Raw genomic sequence first — 17811 nt, forward strand, 5'->3', positions numbered from 1 at the left:
GCATTTAGACCAATTTCAGCAATGATTATCTACGATACGCATATATGCTGGCTTACCTTCCGTAAAAGCGGTCATTTTTTCAGCATTTTATGCCGGTATAGCCATCCCCACATCCAGACAACTTTACGTCTTGCTGTCCTGACATCCAAAAACGGTATTTATATTCCTTTCTGTTCTAAACGGCAGTGAATGGTTCTTTATTGAGAAAATTTCACCGCCCTATCATCCCGTCATGACATACCGAAAGGAAAACATCATGACGATTTACCACTCTGTCACCGAACTGATTGGCCGCACGCCGCTGATCCAGCTGCATAAGCTTGATACCGGTCCCTGCTCACTGTTTCTCAAGCTGGAGAACCAGAACCCCGGCGGTTCGATTAAGGATCGCGTTGCGCTGTCGATGATTAACGAAGCGGAGCGTACCGGCCAGCTGCAGCCGGGCGGCACGATTATTGAGGCCACGGCGGGCAATACCGGCCTCGGCCTGGCGCTGATCGCCGCCCAGAAAGGCTACTCGCTGATCCTCGTAGTGCCTGACAAAATGAGCCGCGAGAAGATTTTCCACCTGCGCGCGCTGGGTGCCCAGGTGGTGCTAACCCGCTCGGACGTGAATAAAGGCCACCCCGCCTATTACCAGGATTACGCCCGGCGTCTGGCCAACGAGCTGCCCGGCGCGTTTTACATCGACCAGTTTAATAACGTGGCCAACCCGCTGGCGCACCGCACCACCACGGCACCGGAACTCTATGAACAGCTTGACGGCAAGATTGACGCCATCGTGGTCGGCGTCGGCTCAGGTGGTACGCTCGGTGGCCTGCAGGCGTGGTTCGCCGAGCACTCTCCGCACACGGAGTTTGTCCTGGCTGACCCCGCCGGGTCGGTGCTGGCCGACCAGGTGGAAACCGGACGCTACCACGACGCGGGCTCCTGGCTGGTCGAAGGCATTGGCGAAGACTTTATTCCGCCGCTGGCCCACATTGAAGGGGTGAATCGCGCCTGGCGCATCACCGACCGCGAAGCCTTCGCCACCGCGCGCGAGCTGCTGAAGACGGAAGGCATTCTGGCGGGCTCCTCCAGCGGCACGCTGCTGGCGGCGGCGCTGAAGTATTGCCAGGCGCAGACCGTGGCGAAACGCGTGGTGACCTTCGCCTGCGACAGCGGCAATAAGTATCTCTCGAAGATGTTTAACGACGACTGGATGCGCCAGCAGGGGCTTATCACGCGCCCTCAGGCGGGCGATCTCTCCGACTACATTGCCCTGCGCCATGATGAAGGCGCTACCGTCACCGCCGCGCCGGACGATACGCTTTCCACCGTACTGGCACGCATGCGCCTGTATGACATCTCTCAGTTGCCGGTTCTGGAGAACGGCAAGGTGGTGGGCATTATCGACGAGTGGGATCTGCTGCGGCATATCGGCGGCGACGGCGACCGCTTTGCCCTGCCGGTCACGGCGGCCATGACCCGACAGGTGGAATTTCTCGATAAACGTGCCCCGGAGAGTGCCCTGCACGCCATCTTCGACCGCGGTCTGGTGGCCGTCATTAACGACAATGACCGTTTTCTCGGCCTGATTACGCGCAGCGACGTCCTGACCGCGTGGCGCAATCGTCTACAGCAATAAAGGATTAAACGATGAAAAACCTGGCAACCCTGAGCGTCCACAGCGGCGCATTCAACGACCCGCACGGCGCCGTCATGCCGCCGATTTACGCCACGTCGACGTTTGCGCAACCGTCACCCGGCGAGCATACCGGCTATGAGTATTCCCGCAGCGGCAACCCAACGCGCCATGCGCTGGAAACGGCGATTGCCGAACTGGAGGGCGGCACGCGCGGCTACGCCTTTGCTTCCGGTCTGGCGGCCATCTCCACGGTGCTCGAGCTGCTGGATAAAGACAGCCATATCGTCGCCATTGATGACGTTTACGGCGGGACGTATCGCCTGATTGAAAACGTGCGCAAACGCAGTACGGGCTTGCAGGTCAGTTGGGTTAAGCCGGACGACTTAGCCGGACTTGAGGCCGCCATTCGCCCGGAGACCCGCATGGTGTGGGTCGAAACGCCGACCAACCCGCTGCTGAAGCTGGCGGATCTGGCGACCATTGCGGCGATCGCCCGTCGTCATAACGTCATCAGCGTGGCGGATAACACCTTCGCATCGCCGGTGATCCACCGCCCGCTGGCGTCCGGTTTCGATATCGTGGTGCACTCCGCCACCAAATACCTTAACGGCCACTCTGACGTGGTGGCTGGGCTGGCGATTGTCGGAGATAACAAGGAACTGGCGGACAAGCTGGGCTATCTGCAAAACGCGGTGGGCGGCGTCCTGGATCCGTTCAGCAGCTTCCTGACCCTGCGCGGTATCCGCACGCTTGCGCTGAGGGTAGAAAAGCACAGCAGCAACGCGCTGGAGATTGCGCAATGGCTGGCGCAGCATCCTCTTGTCGAAAAAGTGTTCTATCCCGGCCTGGAATCGCATCCGCAGTACCAGCTAGCCCGCACTCAGATGGCCCTGCCGGGCGGGATGATTTCCGTCGTGGTGAAAGGTGACGCGCAACGCGCCACCGAGGTGATTCGCAACCTGAAGCTGTTCACCCTCGCGGAAAGCCTGGGCGGCGTGGAGAGCCTGGTGAGCCAGCCTTACAGCATGACGCACGCCTCGATTCCGCTGGAGCAACGGCTGGCAAACGGCATTGTGCCGCAGCTGATCCGCCTCTCGGTAGGCATTGAAGATCCAAAAGACCTGATTGCCGACCTCAGCCAGGCGCTGCAAAAATAAGAAAACGGCGGCAGGTCGCTCACCTGCCGCCAAAAGTTGTCATCATGGCTTAACGCCTTGATAACAATATTATGTGAAACGGCATTGATTAATTCTGAAACACCGTTTCCATTTTCCTTTTATCTTAAAATTAGCGTATAATGCGCGCCAAATCCCTGGTGAATGGTTTCAGCGCTTGGAATACAAAAAACAACGTACAACTTCTCCTCTCCTTCGTTGGGCTGTCACTCAGGCACACTTTCTTCTGCACGCTCATTTGATGTCTCCTATCCTTAGTGCGTGTCATATACTCTTTTGCAACACAGGTTTGACTCCGCGGCGGTGCGCCCCCGGAGCGAGATTTCCATATCCTTCCCAACTTAAAGACTAAGACTGTCATGAAAAAGACGAAAATTGTTTGTACTATCGGCCCGAAAACCGAATCCGAAGAGATGCTGAGCAAAATGCTGGACGCCGGCATGAACGTGATGCGTCTGAACTTTTCCCACGGTGACTACGCAGAACACGGTCAGCGTATCCAGAACTTGCGCAACGTGATGAGCAAGACCGGTAAAAAAGCGGCGATCCTGCTCGATACCAAGGGTCCGGAAATCCGTACCATCAAACTGGAAGGCGGTAACGACGTCTCTCTGAAAGCGGGCCAGACCTTCACCTTCACTACCGACAAATCCGTTGTTGGTAACAGCGAAATCGTTGCGGTCACCTATGAAGGCTTCACCAGCGATCTGTCCGTGGGTAACACCGTGCTGGTCGACGATGGTCTGATCGGTATGGAAGTCACCGCTATCGAAGGTAACAAAGTTATCTGTAAAGTGCTGAACAACGGCGACCTGGGCGAAAACAAAGGCGTTAACCTGCCGGGCGTTTCTATCGCGCTGCCAGCACTGGCGGAGAAAGACAAACAGGACCTGATCTTCGGCTGCGAACAAGGCGTTGATTTCGTTGCGGCGTCCTTCATCCGTAAGCGTTCCGACGTGGTTGAAATTCGTGAGCACCTGAAAGCCCACGGCGGCGAGAAGATCCAGATCATCTCCAAAATCGAAAACCAGGAAGGCCTGAACAACTTCGACGAAATCCTCGAAGCGTCTGACGGCATCATGGTTGCTCGTGGCGACCTGGGCGTTGAAATCCCGGTTGAAGAAGTGATCTTCGCGCAGAAGATGATGATCGAGAAATGTGTTCGCGCGCGTAAAGTGGTTATCACCGCCACGCAGATGCTGGACTCCATGATCAAAAACCCACGCCCTACCCGCGCTGAAGCAGGCGACGTGGCGAACGCCATCCTCGACGGTACCGATGCAGTAATGCTGTCCGGTGAATCCGCGAAAGGGAAATACCCTCTGGAAGCGGTCGGCATCATGGCGACCATCTGCGAACGTACTGACCGCGTAATGACCAGCCGTCTGGACTTCAACAACGACAGCCGCAAGCTGCGCATCACTGAAGCAGTATGCCGCGGTGCGGTAGAAACCGCTGAGAAACTGGAAGCGCCACTGATTGTTGTTGCGACCCAGGGCGGTAAATCTGCGCGCGCAGTGCGTAAATACTTCCCGGATGCCACCATCCTGGCCCTGACCACCAACGAAACCACCGCACGTCAGCTGGTGCTGAGCAAAGGCGTGGTTGCGCACCTGGTCAAAGAGATCGCCTCTACTGACGATTTCTACATTCAGGGTAAAGCAATGGCTCTGGAAAGCGGTCTGGCGCAGAAGGGCGACGTGGTTGTAATGGTTTCTGGTGCTCTGGTACCAAGCGGAACAACCAATACTGCCTCCGTTCACGTGCTGTAATAATTCACGAACGAATTAAATTTGATAAAAAGCGCCCAATGGGCGCTTTTTTTATTCCCGGCATTAGCCAAATTCATTCAAAAAGCAAATCGGGTTTTTCTATTTAAATGCGATTTATCTAAGATGAATCCGATGAAAAATGCCTTTTTTTACATAGCTTTTTACTCAAAACGCACTGATTCGATGCTTCTTTGAGCGAACGATCAAAAATAGGCGTATTCCCATCAAAAAAATATTCTCAACCCAAAAAAGTTTGTGTAATACTTGTAACGCTACATGGAGATTAACTCAATCTAGAGGGTATTAATAATGAATCGTACTAAACTGGTACTGGGCGCGGTAATCCTGGGTTCTACTCTGCTGGCTGGTTGCTCCAGCAACGCTAAAATCGATCAGCTGTCTTCTGACGTTCAGACTCTGAACGCTAAAGTTGACCAGCTGAGCAACGACGTGAACGCAATGCGTTCCGACGTTCAGGCTGCTAAAGACGACGCAGCTCGCGCTAACCAGCGTCTGGACAACCAGGCTACTAAATACCGTAAGTAATAGTACCTGTTAATAAAATGGCGCACATTGTGCGCCATTTTTTTTGCCTGCGTCAAACTGCTACTGCGTTACCTTTTCCCCTTCCTCTTCTGCTACCGCAGCAGACACCCGGCTGTTCTGCACTGACAACACGCTATTGCTGGCCGACGGGCCGCTACCCGCGGATACGACAACCGGGATCCCGGCACGGCGCGCCAGGGCTTTATCAATTAACGCCTTATCGCTTCCGGCCTGAGAAACAAAGGTGGCAAAGTCTGCCGAGTGGGTAATGGGCGAAATCTGCGGGTTCTCGCCCTCCACCTGCGCCAGCGGACGGTGGACCTCAATATAGCGCTTACCGTCCGGCTCAACCGAGAATTTCACCGGCTCGTTGATGATCTGTACCCGCGTGCCGACCCGCACCTGTTCAAACAGGGCTTTAATATCCGGGGCGTTCATTCGCATACAGCCGGAACTGACGCGCAGACCTACGCTGTCCGGCGCGCTGGTACCGTGAATAAGATATTCCCCATTACCAATTCCCAGACGCAGCGCATAGCGCCCCAGCGGGTTATTTGGCCCTGCCGGGACGACGGGTGGCAATTTAATTCCCTGGGCCAGGGAACGCGCTCTGATGCCCGCCGTTGGCGTCCAGGTTGGATTAGGGATTTTTTGGCTGACGCGGGTGGTGCTCACCGGCGTTTCCAGCCCCAGCTGTCCGATGCCGAGCGGGAATACCTGGACAATATTTTCTCCCGGCGGGAAGTAGTAGAGCCGAAGCTCGGCCAGGTTAACCACAATGCCTTCGCGCGGGGTATCCGGCAGCAACATCTGCGACGGGATGGTGATAACGGTACCCGGTGCCGGGTTTACTGGCGCAATGGTATTGTTCGTTTCAAGGATCACCTGCGCCGCCGTATTAAACCGACGGGCGATAGTCTGAAGCTTATTATCCCCTTCCTGTATCGTGTAGGTTTGATTTTGCCCAATCAGGCGGCTGCCTGCAGGCGGCAACGGATAGTCCATCGCGCGGGCCGAATTAAACGTACCGAGCGAACTGAGGAGTAATAGAGTTATTAGAGACGCGCGCTTCATGCTGAGATTCCTTATTCACTGGCAGGATGCCAGAAAGCTGAAAAACCAGCGAGGCGGGAACCACCTCGCGAAACAGAATGAATGCTGTTCTGTAAGTCTAGCTAAGGATTGCAGCTTTGGCGCGAATGGCGCGAATCATCGCTTCCAGCCCCTGGGAGCGGGACGGGGTGAGGTGTTGGGTCAGGGCCATTTTTTCAAACCACGGGCGGACATCGAACGCGACGATATCCTGCGCCGACATCCGGTGGTAAAGAATAAAGACGACCGCAATCAGCCCTTTTACAATGGCCGCATCGCTGTCGCCGTGCAGGGCGATAGTGCCGTCGTCAGACTGCTCCATCACAATCCACACCTGGCTCTGGCAGCCCTGAATAATGTTTTCCGGGTTATGCGCCTCTTCACCGAGCGGAGGCAGACGCTGCCCCAGCTCGATGATATAAAGGTACTTCTCTTCCCAGTTTGCACAGCGTCCAAAGTTGCGCAGCAATTTGTCTCTGTCCGGCAGTTCTGCCATCTTTTGCCTCTTCTTAGCCCAGCAGCTGGTGAATGCGCTTAAGCCCCGCCACCAGCCTGTCGACCTCTTCCATTGTGTTATACATCACCAGCGATGCGCGGCACATTGCCGGCACTTGATAAAAGGCCATCAGCGGCATGGCGCAGTGGTGCCCGGTACGGACGGCCACGCCGTAGTTATCGAGGAAGCTGCCCACGTCATAGGCGTGGTGTTTCCCCAGGTTAAAGGCAATCACGCCCTGTCGGTCAGCCGGGCCATACAGGGTAAGGTCAGGCACGCTGGCAAGCTCCTGCAACGCGTAGTGCATCAGCAGCTGTTCGTACTCCTGGATGGCGTCCAGGCCGATTGCGGAGACGTAAGACACCGCCGCCCCCAGGCCGATAATCCCGCCGGTGTTGGGGGTGCCCGCCTCGAAACGCCAGGGCGCGCGGGCGTAGGTCGTCCCTTCCGTCAGGCTGACGGTGGCGATCATCGATCCGCCCCCTTCCCACGGCGGCATCGCCTGCAGGATGTCCTCTTTCACATACAGCACGCCAATCCCGGTCGGGCCATAGAGCTTATGCCCGGAGAATACGTAGAAATCGCAGTCCAGCGCCTGCACGTCCACCGCGTGGTGCATCACCGCCTGCGCGCCGTCAATCAGCACCTTCGCGCCGGCCTGATGGGCTTTTGCGATAATCTCTGTCACCGGGTTTTCGGTGCCCAGCACGTTAGAGACCTGGGTGACCGCCACCAGCCGCGTTTTATCGTCCAGCAGGGCGTCAAGCTGCTCCAGCTGCAGCGTGCCATCGTCGTTCAACGGAACGACCCGCAGCTGCGCGCCGACACGCTCGCAGAGCATCTGCCACGGCACAATATTGGCATGGTGCTCCATCTGGGTGATGATGATGTTATCCCCCGCGCGCACCTGGGCGTTGCCCCAGCTGTTGGCGACAAGGTTAATCCCCTCGGTTGTGCCGCGCACAAATACCAGCTCTTCCGGCAGGCGTGCATTGAGGAAGGCTGCAATTTGCGTGCGCACGTTTTCCATGCGCTGGGTCGCCTCGGCGCTCAGGGTATGAATACCGCGATGCACGGCGGCGTAGCCGTGGCGGTAGAACTCGGCTTCCGCATCCACCACCTGATTCGGCTTCTGCGCGCTGGCCGCGCTGTCGAGATAGGCCAGCGGCAGGCCGTTCACTTCACGGGTCAGAACCGGGAAATCGGCCCGCACTTTCTCTACGGGAAAACTCATGCTTCGCCTCCGGGCAGACGCTGACCAATGCGGGCCAGCACCTGCTGCTTCAATACGCCATCGTGCAGCGCTTCCGTAAGCTCCGCCGCAAAGGCGTAGATGATCATTTTCTGCGCCGCCTGCTGGTCGATGCCGCGCGAGCGCAGGTAGAACATCTGCTCGTCGTCGATCCGACCGACCGTCGCGCCGTGACTGCATTTTACGTCGTCGGCGTAGATCTCCAGCTGCGGCTTGGTGTCCACTTCCGCCAGGCGCCCCAGCAGCAGATTGTTGTTGGTCATCTGCCCGTCGGTTTTGATGGCGTGCTGGGCGACGTTAATCAGGCCGTTAAACACCGCCCGCCCTTTATCGCTGACGATGGTTTTGTGCAGCTGGCGGCTGTTGCAGTAGCCTTTGTTGTGCTCAAGCCAGGTGCGCGTGTCGCACACTTCTGCCTTCACCGGCATCGCCAGGCTGTTGATGCGCAGCGTAGTGTTTTCACCGTTAAGCTGCGTGCTGGTGTTGTGGCGCAGCACCGCGCCGCCGAGCAGGAAGCTGTGGCTGTACGCCGCGGCATCCTGGCCCAGCAGGAGATCGTTATGGGCAAAATGGTGGCTCTGCGGATTCTCAAACGCCAGCTTAATATGGTGAAGCTGTGCATTGGCGGCAATGTTCATCGTCAGCCGCGACCCGGTAAAATGGCGGGTCTCGTTGAGGCTGACGTAATGTTCGATTACCGTGGCCTCCGCCCCCTCCGCCAGCTCCAGGTGATGGCGATAGTGCGCGGTGTTGATCTCATCGCCCTCCACGCCCTGTGTGATGTGCATCAGCAGCAGCGGTTTTGCCGGACGCTGGTTACGCTTGACCTGAATATGCGTCACGCTGCGGGCCAGGCTCTCGGTCAGGTGGAGGAAAACTTCCGGCTGAACCGGGGCGCTCAGGCTCTGGCGGTCGTCGTTAATGACGATATCGAACCCGCTATCCCGGGCGTCGTCGCTCAGTTCTGGACGCCAGACGCCATCGACAAAGACCAGACGCACCGCATCCACCGTCAGCGCCAGATCGTCGCGCCGGGCCGGGTCAATCTCCGCCAGACGCGTCACAAACTCGCCGTTCAGCAGGCCGTCGAGTGGGGTGTATTTCCAGTTCTCATGCTTCCGCGTCGGCAGGCCGAGGCGCAGCATCTGCTGCAGGTGCTGCTGCGCCTGCTCGGAGCGCGTATTACCCTGCTCCTCAAACAGCCGGTGCCACTGCTGGAGCGCATTACTGCTGTTCGGTAAGCCAGCCATAACCCTGCTCCTCCAGTTGTTTAACCAGCGTAAAATCACCGGATTTCACAATACGTCCCTGGTAAAGCACGTGGACGTAGTCCGGCTTGATGTAGTCCAGAATGCGCTGGTAGTGGGTGACAATAATGAACGAGCGCTTGCCGTCGCGCAGGGAATTCACCCCGTCGGCGACAATCTTCAGGGCGTCGATATCCAGACCGGAGTCGGTCTCATCCAGAATGCACAGCTCGGGCTCGAGCACCGCCATCTGCAGGATATCGTTACGCTTTTTCTCGCCGCCAGAAAAGCCGACGTTGACCGAGCGGGTCAGCAGGTCTTCCGGCATTTTCAGCAGTTTGATCTTCTCTTCCATTAGATCCTGGAAGTCGAAGCGATCCAGCGCCTCCTGGCCACGATACTTGCGCACCGCATTCAGCGCCGTCTGGAGGAAAAACTGGTTGCTGACGCCCGGAATTTCCACCGGGTACTGGAAGGCCATAAAGATGCCCTCACCCGCGCGGTCTTCCGGCGACATCTCAAGAAGATCTTTGCCGTTAAATTCGACCGAGCCGCCTGTCACTTCGTAATCTTCACGTCCCGCCAGCGTCGCTGAAAGCGTACTTTTCCCGGAGCCGTTCGGCCCCATGATGGCGTGAACTTCACCCGGCTTGACGTCAAAATTGAGACCGCGCAGGATCGCTTTCTCTTCCACGCTGACCTGTAAATCTTTAATGCTTAACATGTGCTTTCCTTAACCGACGCTGTGTTCAAGACTAATGGCGAGGAGTTTTTGTGCTTCAACGGCGAATTCCAGCGGCAGTTCAGAGAACACGTCCTTACAGAAGCCGTTCACAATCATCGAAATGGCATCTTCTTCGCTGATGCCGCGCTGCAGGCAGTAGAAGAGCTGATCTTCCCCAATGCGCGACGTGGTCGCCTCGTGCTCCAGTTGAGCCGTGTTATTGCGACACTCCACGTACGGGAAGGTATGCGCCCCGCAGTCGGCACCGATCAGCATTGAATCACACTGGGTGAAGTTACGCGCGTTGGTGGCCGTCGGCATGATTTTCACCAGCCCGCGATAGCTGTTCTGGCTATGCCCGGCGGAGATCCCCTTCGAGATAATCGTCGATTTGGTGTTTTTCCCAATGTGGATCATCTTGGTGCCGGTATCGGCCTGCTGATGCCCGCTGGTCAGCGCCACCGAGTAAAACTCACCGATGGAGTTATCCCCGCGCAGGATGCAGCTCGGGTATTTCCAGGTAATAGCGGAGCCGGTTTCCGACTGCGTCCAGGACATTTTGCTGTTTTCGCCTTCGCACAGCGCGCGCTTGGTGACGAAGTTCAGGATACCGCCGGTATTGCCGTCGCCGGGGAACCAGTTCTGCACCGTGGAGTATTTCACCTCGGCGTCTTTGTGAATGATGACCTCTACCACCGCCGCGTGCAGCTGGTAGCTGTCGCGCACCGGGGCGGAGCACCCTTCGATATAGCTGACGTAGCTGCCTTCGTCCGCTACCAGAATGGTACGTTCAAATTGTCCGGTTTTTTCGGCGTTGATGCGGAAATAGGTGGAGAGCTCCATCGGGCAGCGCACGCCTTTCGGCACGTAGATAAAGGTGCCGTCAGAGGCTACCGCGGCATTCAGCGCGGCGAAGAAGTTATCGTTGCTCGGTACCACTGTGCCGATGTACTTTTTCACCAGATCGGGATGGTCATGAATGGCTTCGCCAAAGGAGCAGAAAATGATCCCCTGCTCGGCCAGCTTTTCACGGTAGGTGGTCGCCACCGAGACGGAGTCGAAAATGGCGTCCACCGCCACCTCTCTCCCCTCGCGCACGGGCACGCCCAGCTGGTTAAACGCCTCTTCAACCTCTTTGCTCAGGAAGCTGTTCTCGGCACCGGTCTGCTGGACCGCGCCGGGCTGCGAGGCGCAGGTATCGTCACAGCTGCCGCAGGAGGGTGCGGAGTAGTAGCTGTAATCCTGATAGTTCAGCTTGTCGTAGTGGGCTTTCAGCCAGTGCGGCTCTTCCATCTCCAGCCAGGCGCGAAACGCACTCAGGCGAAATTCGAGCATCCACTCGGGCTCGTTACGTTTGGCCGAAATGGCGCGCACCACATCTTCATTAATGCCTTTCGCCAGCTCGTCGGTCTGCAGCTGCGTGAAAAAACCCTCTTTATAGTTGAGGTGTCCGCCGCTCCAGGTGTTTACATCACTCGTTGCTTCAGTATTACGAGACATAGTACCGCCTATACCCCAAAGCTTTCGCCGCAGCCGCATTCGTTCTGGGCTTTCGGGTTATGAAATTTGAATAACTGGTTTAAACCTTCCCGCACGTAATCCACTTCGGTTCCATCGATAAACGGCATAGCCTGCAGCGCGACGTACAGCTTTGCGCCGTCGGTTTCAAACACCAGGTCATCTTTTTCCGGTGCGGTGACGGTATCCAGGACGTAACCAAAGCCCGCGCAGCCGGTCTGCTTAATGCCTAAGCGCACGCCGAGAATGTCGGGATTTTTTGCTACCAGCTCGTGGATATGCGCTGCCGCCGCAGGCGTGAGCGTTAATCCTCGCCAGGCAAAATCGGCAGGATTGAAGGTTTCTGAATGCAGTTCCATAGGTCCACCTCATCTGATTAGCCATCAGGGCATAACACCATGTTAGTGATAACGATTATCACTTCAACCCTCTGTCAGCAGGGGCATTCGGCTAAACCGCCCTTTTTGTCTACTTTTATTAAGCATAGACCCTGTCAGAAGATGCGGGCGGGATGGATTTAATTGTTCAATACTTTGAAAATTAATGGATTATCTGTTGGAGAAAACAGCGAAGAGAGGAAAAGTAAAATATGTATCGGAAATGCCTATTTTTGAGATAGCTTTTGTTCTGGAAGTGTCTAAAACAATAAAAGGCCCTCAAGGCCTCTGATTATTATTGGTGAAATGAAACGCTAAAACCCTGCTCACGCCAGTGATCCAGCTGTTCCTGCTGACGCGGTGTTAGCGTCTTTCCCGTCCAGACGAAGATTTTTTGCCCCGGGAAAAGTTCAGGACGCGGAGAATCAATCGGGTCCGCGAGCACGTCAATGTGCCAGCCTTGCTGCGCCAGCCGCGCGGCTTCAAGCCAAAGATGAGTACGGTCATCGCATTCCCAGCCGATAAGCAACGCATCTTTACCCGCTTTCTTGCGCGACTCCGCCAGACTTAGAACCGCGAATTCAATCAGGACGCCGTCAAGCATGCTCGCCATGTGGCGTACAGTATTTTGATCCTGATTCATTCGCTGGCGGACGGGGGAAATGATGTTATCAATCAGCGCATCCATGGCGTGATCCCGGCGGAACTCACCGATTTTGGCGCGCAGCTTTGCCGGGCTGGCATAACGCAGAACGGTCATCATCTCTTCCTGGAACGAGACCCAGTTACCCTGAGTCAGGACTTCTTTATTTTCCAGCAAGGCTTTAACTTTTCCGACCGAAACGCCGCTTTTCATCAGGCGTTTGATCTCTTCAATACGCAGGATATCTTCATCGTCAAACTGACGATGCCCCCCTTCGCTGCGCTGCGGCTTCAACAATCCATAACGTCGCTGCCAGGCACGCAGCGTAACGGGGTTGATACCGCATCGTTCGGCCACTTCGCCGATACTGTAATAGGCCATTAACTCCCTCACGCTCAGAACTTCCATACCTAACTACACCAACCTTATCAGATTGTACAAACCATTTGTATAACTAAGACCGCATTTTGCACAGGTGAAAGGGGTCGTTCTCCCTTCACCTGTTAATACATTGTTGTCTAAAGTTTGCTTCTCGTACAGCTAAGTCTGCCGAATTTTGTACAGCTTTATCAAAAATCGAATTTCTTCTCCGGCCATGCAATCGCCGGAATTCCGCCATGCCGGGGGCTGGCAAAAAGATGCCCCTGGAACTGGGAAATCCCCGCAGATTCCAGCCACATCCACTCTTCTGCCTTCTCCACGCCGACCGCGCAGAACTGAATTTCAAGCGAGGAACAGCATTTGATAATCGCCTGAATGATGGCCTGTCGAGGGCCACTTTTATGCACGTTCGCGACGAGATCGCGATTAATCTTAATTCTGTCGGGCTGGAATTGGGCCAGTAGCTGTAGTCCCGCAAAGCCGGCACCAAAGTGATCGATCGTCACGCTGATGCCTGCACTTTTTAGCTGTCTGACTGAATCCGTGAACTCGTCAAAACGGGAAATGGCTTCACTTTCGGTAAACTCCACCACAATTTGCTCAGGAACAAAACCGTTTGCTCCAATCGCGGTGAGCAGGAAATCAACGGCGTTAGGAATGTTAACCAGCGTCATAGGCAGCAGGTTGAGGGATAACGTCTGGTTCTGCAACCCGAGTGCGCTGGCCATTGAGAGGGCCACCTGCTTGCTGTGCAAATCAGAGGTATACACGTCGTCACGCGGCAGATTGGCAAAGTAGATCCCCGGTGCGCCGCCGTCAGGCGTGCGGAGAAGTGCCTCCCAGGAGACGACCTGCTGCATAAACGGATCGACTATCGGCTGGAAAGCAAAGCTGCAATCCGCTCCTTTCGCGACCACCTCGGGTTGCGCTGACAAGCGTGTTTCTTCGCGAACGAACTCCCAGGAATCCGCAGGCGGCAGTTCAAAATAGTTCGCTTTTTCCGTGGCCTCGACAAAGGTACGGAAAAACTGCAGCGGACGGTCATTGTAAGTCAGCTGATAGCGTGTTGTTCCCTTGTTCAGCACCTGTTGCAGCACCTCGTTCCTGTCGAACTGGCGCAAATCAAAAAGCTCCATCCCCACCTTGCCAAAACGCCGAACAGGCCCGTGATCGCGCATCAGCTCGACTACGTTATGGTGTCGCGGGTCGTTGCAGATCTCCTCATAAATAGCAGAAACATGCTCCACTGGCCCCTCAAGCAACTGAAAAAAATGTGTGCCGTTAAACAACAAGATCCCCGTGACGTTGGCTTGCCGGTTTTTATTATTTGCAGCAGCGACCATAGCTTCCAGTGCTTTCACTGGAACGTCCTCGCAGATATGACTGCGGTAAATGATGGTTGTAAGCATGCGATTCCTGGGGGTTAAGGGTTTTGACCACAAAAACATGTGGAGAGACTTCTCTTATAGCACATTAATTGCCTCACAAATAATTTACATCTCAATCATTTACGCCCGTTAATGGCACTCTCACAAGTGTTGTACAACTTAACAGCGGCTGTGCGATTTGTACAATATATTCTGTAGCATTACCGTTTCATGAACAACAAACAACTAATTGAAAAATAGAGTATTTATAAAATATATCCTGATTCTATTAAAAATTTGTACATTTTTAATGTACAGATTTAGAAAAAGTGTATACCTTAAATGTAACGTTACTGATTACAAAATTTTACAGGAGCGAAACATGCAGCAGAAAGGTTACGTCGCAGATTCCGCAGCAGCAATCGCACAGTACTTCGAAAAAGCCACGCTTCCCACCCAACAGGAAACGCTGGGTCAGGTCGTTGTTGAGATCCTTAGCGACGGGCGAAATCTCAATCGCAAATCGCTCTGTACCAAACTGTTAAGTCGCCTTGAAAGGGCCGAGGGCCCCGAAGAGGAACAGCATTACCATATGCTGCTTGGCTTGCTCTTCGAACGATAACGTGATGAACAGCAGTGACGCAGACAAACTGACCGATCAGCTGATTGGCGAAGCCGTTCTTTCTCTTTTGAGAGAGCGTGGCCCCGTTACAACTGAAGCTCTGGTTCAGCGTCTGCGGCAGATGAAAACACATGAAAAGAATCCCCGGCGGCGGGAGACACTGGCGAAGGCGATTGCCGATATCGGATCAAAAAGCCTCGGATTAAAACGTCGCAGAACCGCGCAAGGACGAATGAGCAGAGAGGGACCTCTCAATGATAACAGAGGCAATGTAGTGTCGTTGTTTGGAAAGGGAAAGCCGTCCGATCCCAAAAAAATACATTGACTGCATTTTAACAGCTACGGTGAGAACAAATGAGACAAAATATTCAGCTTCAACCCGAATACCACTCTGCTTTTTTAGACAGTGCGCTGGCGGAATATTTCCGTCACGCAGGCGATCGTTTTGCTGAAGAGTCCGCTATTTTTTCTACTGCAGTACGCTGTGTTCTGGCCTCTGAAGGTCATATTTCCAATAAAGCGATCATCCTGTGGCTCATTCAGACGCTGGAAGCGACCAGAGACGTTGTGCAGGCGGATGTTATTCGTAAGACGCTTGAGATCGTTGTGGGCTACACCATGGATGACGTTTAAACGCCCTGCCATTCAGCGATCGTGTCATCGTCAGAATTGTCGAACATGCTGACGATGACACCCCCCTCTCTTCATAACCCCCTGTAAAGAAGCGTTATAAAGATGGCATGGTTTCTGCTTACTCCCTGTTACGGGACTGGGCTTACCAGTCATTTTGCTTCATTTCTTAACAGGTCTGTTATTGATGAAAAAAATCGCCAGCGTCTGCCCTTACTGTGGTGCAGGCTGCAAACTAAACCTTGTCGTTGAGAATAACCGTATCATCCGTGCCGAAGCGGCAGAGGGGGCCACAAACCAGGGCACGCTATGCCTGAAAGGATTTTACGGATGGGATTTCCTTAACGATACCCGCCTGCTCACCCCACGCCTGACCCAGCCGATGATCCGCTACCGCAAGGGAGAGACATTCACTCCCGTGACCTGGGAAGAGGCTATCCGCTACACCGCCCGGAAGCTCAGCAGCATTAAAGCCCAGTTCGGCCCGCGTTCGATTATGACCACCGGGTCGTCGCGCGGTACCGGGAATGAAACCAACTACGTGATGCAAAAATTTGCCCGCGCGGTGCTGCACACCAACAACGTCGACTGCTGCGCGCGCGTTTGTCACGGTCCTTCCGTCGCCGGACTTCAGGAGACCCTCGGCAACGGTGCAATGAGCAACTCTATCAACGATATTGAACACTCCAAATGCCTGCTGGTATTTGGCTATAACTGCGCAGACTCCCACCCTATCGTCGCCCGGCGCGTGCTAAAGGCCCGTGAAAACGGCGCGAAAATCATCGTCTGCGACCCGCGCCGCATCGAAACGGCGCGTATTGCCGATCAGCATCTGCAATTGAAGAACGGTAGCAACATGGCGCTGGTGAACGCCTTTGGCTATGTGCTTCTGGAAGAGGAGCTGTACGACAAGAACTACGTCGCGCGGTTTACCGAAGGACTTGAGGCCTATCGGCAGACGGTGAAAGAGTATGCCCCAGAGCGCGTAGAACACCTCACCGGCATCCCCGCCCGCGACGTTCGTCAGGCAATGCGCACCTTCGCGGCGGCCCCTTCCGCCACCGTAATGTGGGGAATGGGCGTGACCCAGTTTGGCCAGGCCGTCGATGTCGTCAAAGGGCTTTCCAGCCTGGCACTGCTGACCGGCAACCTCGGTCGCCCTGCCGTCGGTGTCGGTCCCGTCCGCGGGCAAAACAATGTTCAGGGCGCCTGCGATATGGGCGTTCTGCCGAATATGTTCCCCGGCTATCAGGATGTGACCGATCCGGCTGTCCGGCAGAAGTTCGCCGATGCCTGGCGGATCGACGTGAATAACATGGACGATCGCGTTGGGACGCGCATTACCGAAGTGCCTCACCTTGCGCTGGAAGGCAAGGTCAAAGCCTATTACATCATGGGGGAAGATCCGCTGCAGACGGAAGCCGATCTCGGCCTGGTGCGCAGCGGTTTTGAGGCGCTTGACTTCGTGGTGGTTCAGGACATCTTTATGACGAAAACGGCGGAAGTGGCAGACGTTCTGCTCCCTGCCACCTCATGGGGCGAACACGGCGGCGTCTTTACCTGCGCCGATCGGGGTTTCCAGCGTTTTGGCCAGGCTATTGAGGCCAAAGGCAACGTGAAGCGCGACTGGGAGATCATCAGCCTGCTCGCCACTGAGATGGGCTATCCGATGCATTACGACGATAACCAGCAGATCTGGGATGAAATGCGCGAGCTGTGCCCTCTCTTCTACGGCGTGACGTATGAAAAAATGGGCGAGATGGGCCACGTGCAGTGGCCGTGCCCGACGCTCGATCACCCCGGCACGCCGTACCTGTACAAAGATAATCAGTTCGATACCCCGAGCGGTAAAGGGCAGCTCTTTGCCGCACCGTGGCGCGCGCCGGCCGAGACGCCCGATGATGATTATCCGCTGGTACTCTGCACGGTACGCGAAGTTGGGCACTACTCCTGCCGCTCGATGACGGGTAACTGCGCCGCGCTGCAAAGCCTCGCCGATGAGCCGGGACGGGTGCAGGTGAATCCTGCCGATGCGGAGAGACTAGGTATTAGCGACGGTCAACTGGTCTGGGTACGTTCGCGCCGGGGTAAAGTGATCACCCGCGCCAGCATTAGCGAGCGCATCAACGCCGGGGCGGTCTATATGACCTATCAGTGGTGGATCGGGGCCTGCAATGAGCTGACGCAGGATAATCTCGACCCCGTATCAAAAACGCCGGAGACAAAATATTGTGCGGTGCAGCTGGAGGCCATTGAGGATCAGCGCTGGGCGGAGGACTATGCGGCGTCGGCGTATCAGTCCATGAAGTCGCGGCTGATGAGCGCGGCGAACGTCTAAGGAA

The 17811-nt window shown here is 55.5% G+C and carries 18 protein-coding genes; 9 read left to right on the forward strand and 9 right to left on the reverse strand.

The window, feature by feature from the left end; all coding sequences use genetic code 11:
* The first annotated feature begins 256 nt into the window (after positions 1-256).
* The 5 genes from ACTJI7_RS02415 to lpp all read left to right on the forward strand — a co-directional run bounded on the left by ACTJI7_RS02415 (position 257) and on the right by lpp (position 5120).
* A complete protein-coding gene (locus ACTJI7_RS02415) occupies positions 257-1627 on the forward strand; it encodes a pyridoxal-phosphate dependent enzyme (protein WP_136486051.1) in 1371 nt (456 codons plus the stop codon).
* An 11-nt stretch (positions 1628-1638) separates the two neighbouring features.
* A complete protein-coding gene (locus ACTJI7_RS02420) occupies positions 1639-2784 on the forward strand; it encodes a trans-sulfuration enzyme family protein (protein WP_063153879.1) in 1146 nt (381 codons plus the stop codon).
* Between the two features lie 175 nt (positions 2785-2959).
* On the forward strand, positions 2960-3154 hold the full coding sequence (ynhH, locus tag ACTJI7_RS02425) for a protein YnhH (protein WP_418721936.1): 195 nt from the start codon (positions 2960-2962) through the stop codon (positions 3152-3154).
* A gap of 7 nt (positions 3155-3161) precedes the next feature.
* Positions 3162-4574 (forward strand): pyruvate kinase PykF, encoded by a 1413-nt coding sequence (pykF, locus tag ACTJI7_RS02430; protein WP_014883536.1) that lies wholly within the window; start codon positions 3162-3164, stop codon positions 4572-4574.
* 309 nt (positions 4575-4883) lie between these two features.
* Positions 4884-5120, forward strand: a complete 237-nt coding sequence (lpp, locus tag ACTJI7_RS02435; RefSeq protein WP_001082307.1) for a murein lipoprotein Lpp — start codon at positions 4884-4886, stop codon at positions 5118-5120.
* Between the two features lie 60 nt (positions 5121-5180).
* On the opposite strand, the gene ldtE is transcribed toward lpp, so the two are convergent.
* From ldtE to ACTJI7_RS02480, 9 genes are all read right to left on the reverse strand, one after another.
* Positions 5181-6194 (reverse strand): L,D-transpeptidase LdtE, encoded by a 1014-nt coding sequence (ldtE, locus tag ACTJI7_RS02440; RefSeq protein WP_028012870.1) that lies wholly within the window; start codon positions 6192-6194, stop codon positions 5181-5183.
* Positions 6195-6291: 97 nt separating this feature from the next.
* Positions 6292-6708 carry a cysteine desulfuration protein SufE gene (sufE, locus tag ACTJI7_RS02445; protein ID WP_028012869.1) on the reverse strand — a complete coding sequence of 139 codons (417 nt, stop codon included), beginning with the start codon at positions 6706-6708 and terminating at the stop codon, positions 6292-6294.
* Between the two features lie 13 nt (positions 6709-6721).
* Positions 6722-7942 (reverse strand): cysteine desulfurase SufS, encoded by a 1221-nt coding sequence (gene sufS / locus ACTJI7_RS02450; protein ID WP_028012868.1) that lies wholly within the window; start codon positions 7940-7942, stop codon positions 6722-6724.
* Entirely contained in the window at positions 7939-9210 is a 1272-nt protein-coding gene (sufD, locus tag ACTJI7_RS02455) for a Fe-S cluster assembly protein SufD (RefSeq protein WP_049138918.1), read from the reverse strand. Before sufD ends, sufS begins: the two co-directional genes overlap by 4 nt.
* The gene (sufC, locus tag ACTJI7_RS02460) at positions 9185-9931 is read right to left on the reverse strand and encodes a Fe-S cluster assembly ATPase SufC (RefSeq protein WP_041910384.1); all 747 of its coding nucleotides are present in this window, start codon (positions 9929-9931) and stop codon (positions 9185-9187) included. Before sufC ends, sufD begins: the two co-directional genes overlap by 26 nt.
* Positions 9932-9940: 9 nt before the next feature.
* Positions 9941-11431: a Fe-S cluster assembly protein SufB gene (sufB, locus tag ACTJI7_RS02465; protein ID WP_028012865.1), complete on the reverse strand. Its 1491-nt coding sequence runs from the start codon at positions 11429-11431 to the stop codon at positions 9941-9943.
* 8 nt (positions 11432-11439) lie between these two features.
* The gene (gene sufA / locus ACTJI7_RS02470) at positions 11440-11808 is read right to left on the reverse strand and encodes a Fe-S cluster assembly scaffold SufA (RefSeq protein ID WP_063153878.1); all 369 of its coding nucleotides are present in this window, start codon (positions 11806-11808) and stop codon (positions 11440-11442) included.
* 313 nt (positions 11809-12121) lie between these two features.
* A complete protein-coding gene (locus tag ACTJI7_RS02475; protein WP_048956258.1) occupies positions 12122-12850 on the reverse strand; it encodes a MerR family transcriptional regulator in 729 nt (242 codons plus the stop codon).
* 188 nt (positions 12851-13038) lie between these two features.
* Entirely contained in the window at positions 13039-14259 is a 1221-nt protein-coding gene (locus ACTJI7_RS02480) for a diguanylate phosphodiesterase (protein WP_047368385.1), read from the reverse strand.
* Between the two features lie 340 nt (positions 14260-14599).
* On the opposite strand from ACTJI7_RS02480, the gene ycgZ reads away from it, so the two are divergent.
* From ycgZ to fdhF, 4 genes are all read left to right on the forward strand, one after another.
* Positions 14600-14839: a regulatory protein YcgZ gene (gene ycgZ / locus ACTJI7_RS02485; protein ID WP_028012861.1), complete on the forward strand. Its 240-nt coding sequence runs from the start codon at positions 14600-14602 to the stop codon at positions 14837-14839.
* A 4-nt stretch (positions 14840-14843) separates the two neighbouring features.
* Positions 14844-15164 carry a hypothetical protein gene (locus tag ACTJI7_RS02490; protein WP_047368384.1) on the forward strand — a complete coding sequence of 107 codons (321 nt, stop codon included), beginning with the start codon at positions 14844-14846 and terminating at the stop codon, positions 15162-15164.
* A 29-nt stretch (positions 15165-15193) separates the two neighbouring features.
* Positions 15194-15472, forward strand: coding sequence for a biofilm development regulator YmgB/AriR family protein (locus ACTJI7_RS02495; RefSeq protein ID WP_047368383.1), 279 nt, complete (start codon positions 15194-15196; stop codon positions 15470-15472).
* Between the two features lie 184 nt (positions 15473-15656).
* Positions 15657-17807: a formate dehydrogenase subunit alpha gene (gene fdhF / locus ACTJI7_RS02500; protein WP_063153877.1), complete on the forward strand. Its 2151-nt coding sequence runs from the start codon at positions 15657-15659 to the stop codon at positions 17805-17807.
* The last annotated feature ends 4 nt before the right edge of the window (positions 17808-17811 follow it).

The sequence above is a fragment of the Enterobacter sp. 22499 genome, from assembly GCF_052044815.1.
Lineage (GTDB): Bacteria > Pseudomonadota > Gammaproteobacteria > Enterobacterales > Enterobacteriaceae > Enterobacter > Enterobacter bugandensis.

Bases quoted from the DNA above. Each gene is read 5' to 3' on its own strand.
- ACTJI7_RS02415 (WP_136486051.1), top strand. From the start codon at position 257: ATGACGATTTACCACTCTGTCACCGAACTGATTGGCCGCACGCCGCTG.
- ACTJI7_RS02420 (WP_063153879.1), top strand. From the start codon at position 1,639: ATGAAAAACCTGGCAACCCTGAGCGTCCACAGCGGCGCATTCAACGAC.
- pykF (WP_014883536.1), top strand. From the start codon at position 3,162: ATGAAAAAGACGAAAATTGTTTGTACTATCGGCCCGAAAACCGAATCC.
- lpp (WP_001082307.1), top strand. From the start codon at position 4,884: ATGAATCGTACTAAACTGGTACTGGGCGCGGTAATCCTGGGTTCTACT.
- ldtE (WP_028012870.1), bottom strand. From the start codon at position 6,194: ATGAAGCGCGCGTCTCTAATAACTCTATTACTCCTCAGTTCGCTCGGT.
- sufE (WP_028012869.1), bottom strand. From the start codon at position 6,708: ATGGCAGAACTGCCGGACAGAGACAAATTGCTGCGCAACTTTGGACGC.
- sufS (WP_028012868.1), bottom strand. From the start codon at position 7,942: ATGAGTTTTCCCGTAGAGAAAGTGCGGGCCGATTTCCCGGTTCTGACC.
- sufD (WP_049138918.1), bottom strand. From the start codon at position 9,210: ATGGCTGGCTTACCGAACAGCAGTAATGCGCTCCAGCAGTGGCACCGG.
- sufC (WP_041910384.1), bottom strand. From the start codon at position 9,931: ATGTTAAGCATTAAAGATTTACAGGTCAGCGTGGAAGAGAAAGCGATC.
- sufB (WP_028012865.1), bottom strand. From the start codon at position 11,431: ATGTCTCGTAATACTGAAGCAACGAGTGATGTAAACACCTGGAGCGGC.
- sufA (WP_063153878.1), bottom strand. From the start codon at position 11,808: ATGGAACTGCATTCAGAAACCTTCAATCCTGCCGATTTTGCCTGGCGA.
- ACTJI7_RS02475 (WP_048956258.1), bottom strand. From the start codon at position 12,850: ATGGCCTATTACAGTATCGGCGAAGTGGCCGAACGATGCGGTATCAAC.
- ACTJI7_RS02480 (WP_047368385.1), bottom strand. From the start codon at position 14,259: ATGCTTACAACCATCATTTACCGCAGTCATATCTGCGAGGACGTTCCA.
- ycgZ (WP_028012861.1), top strand. From the start codon at position 14,600: ATGCAGCAGAAAGGTTACGTCGCAGATTCCGCAGCAGCAATCGCACAG.
- ACTJI7_RS02490 (WP_047368384.1), top strand. From the start codon at position 14,844: ATGAACAGCAGTGACGCAGACAAACTGACCGATCAGCTGATTGGCGAA.
- ACTJI7_RS02495 (WP_047368383.1), top strand. From the start codon at position 15,194: ATGAGACAAAATATTCAGCTTCAACCCGAATACCACTCTGCTTTTTTA.
- fdhF (WP_063153877.1), top strand. From the start codon at position 15,657: ATGAAAAAAATCGCCAGCGTCTGCCCTTACTGTGGTGCAGGCTGCAAA.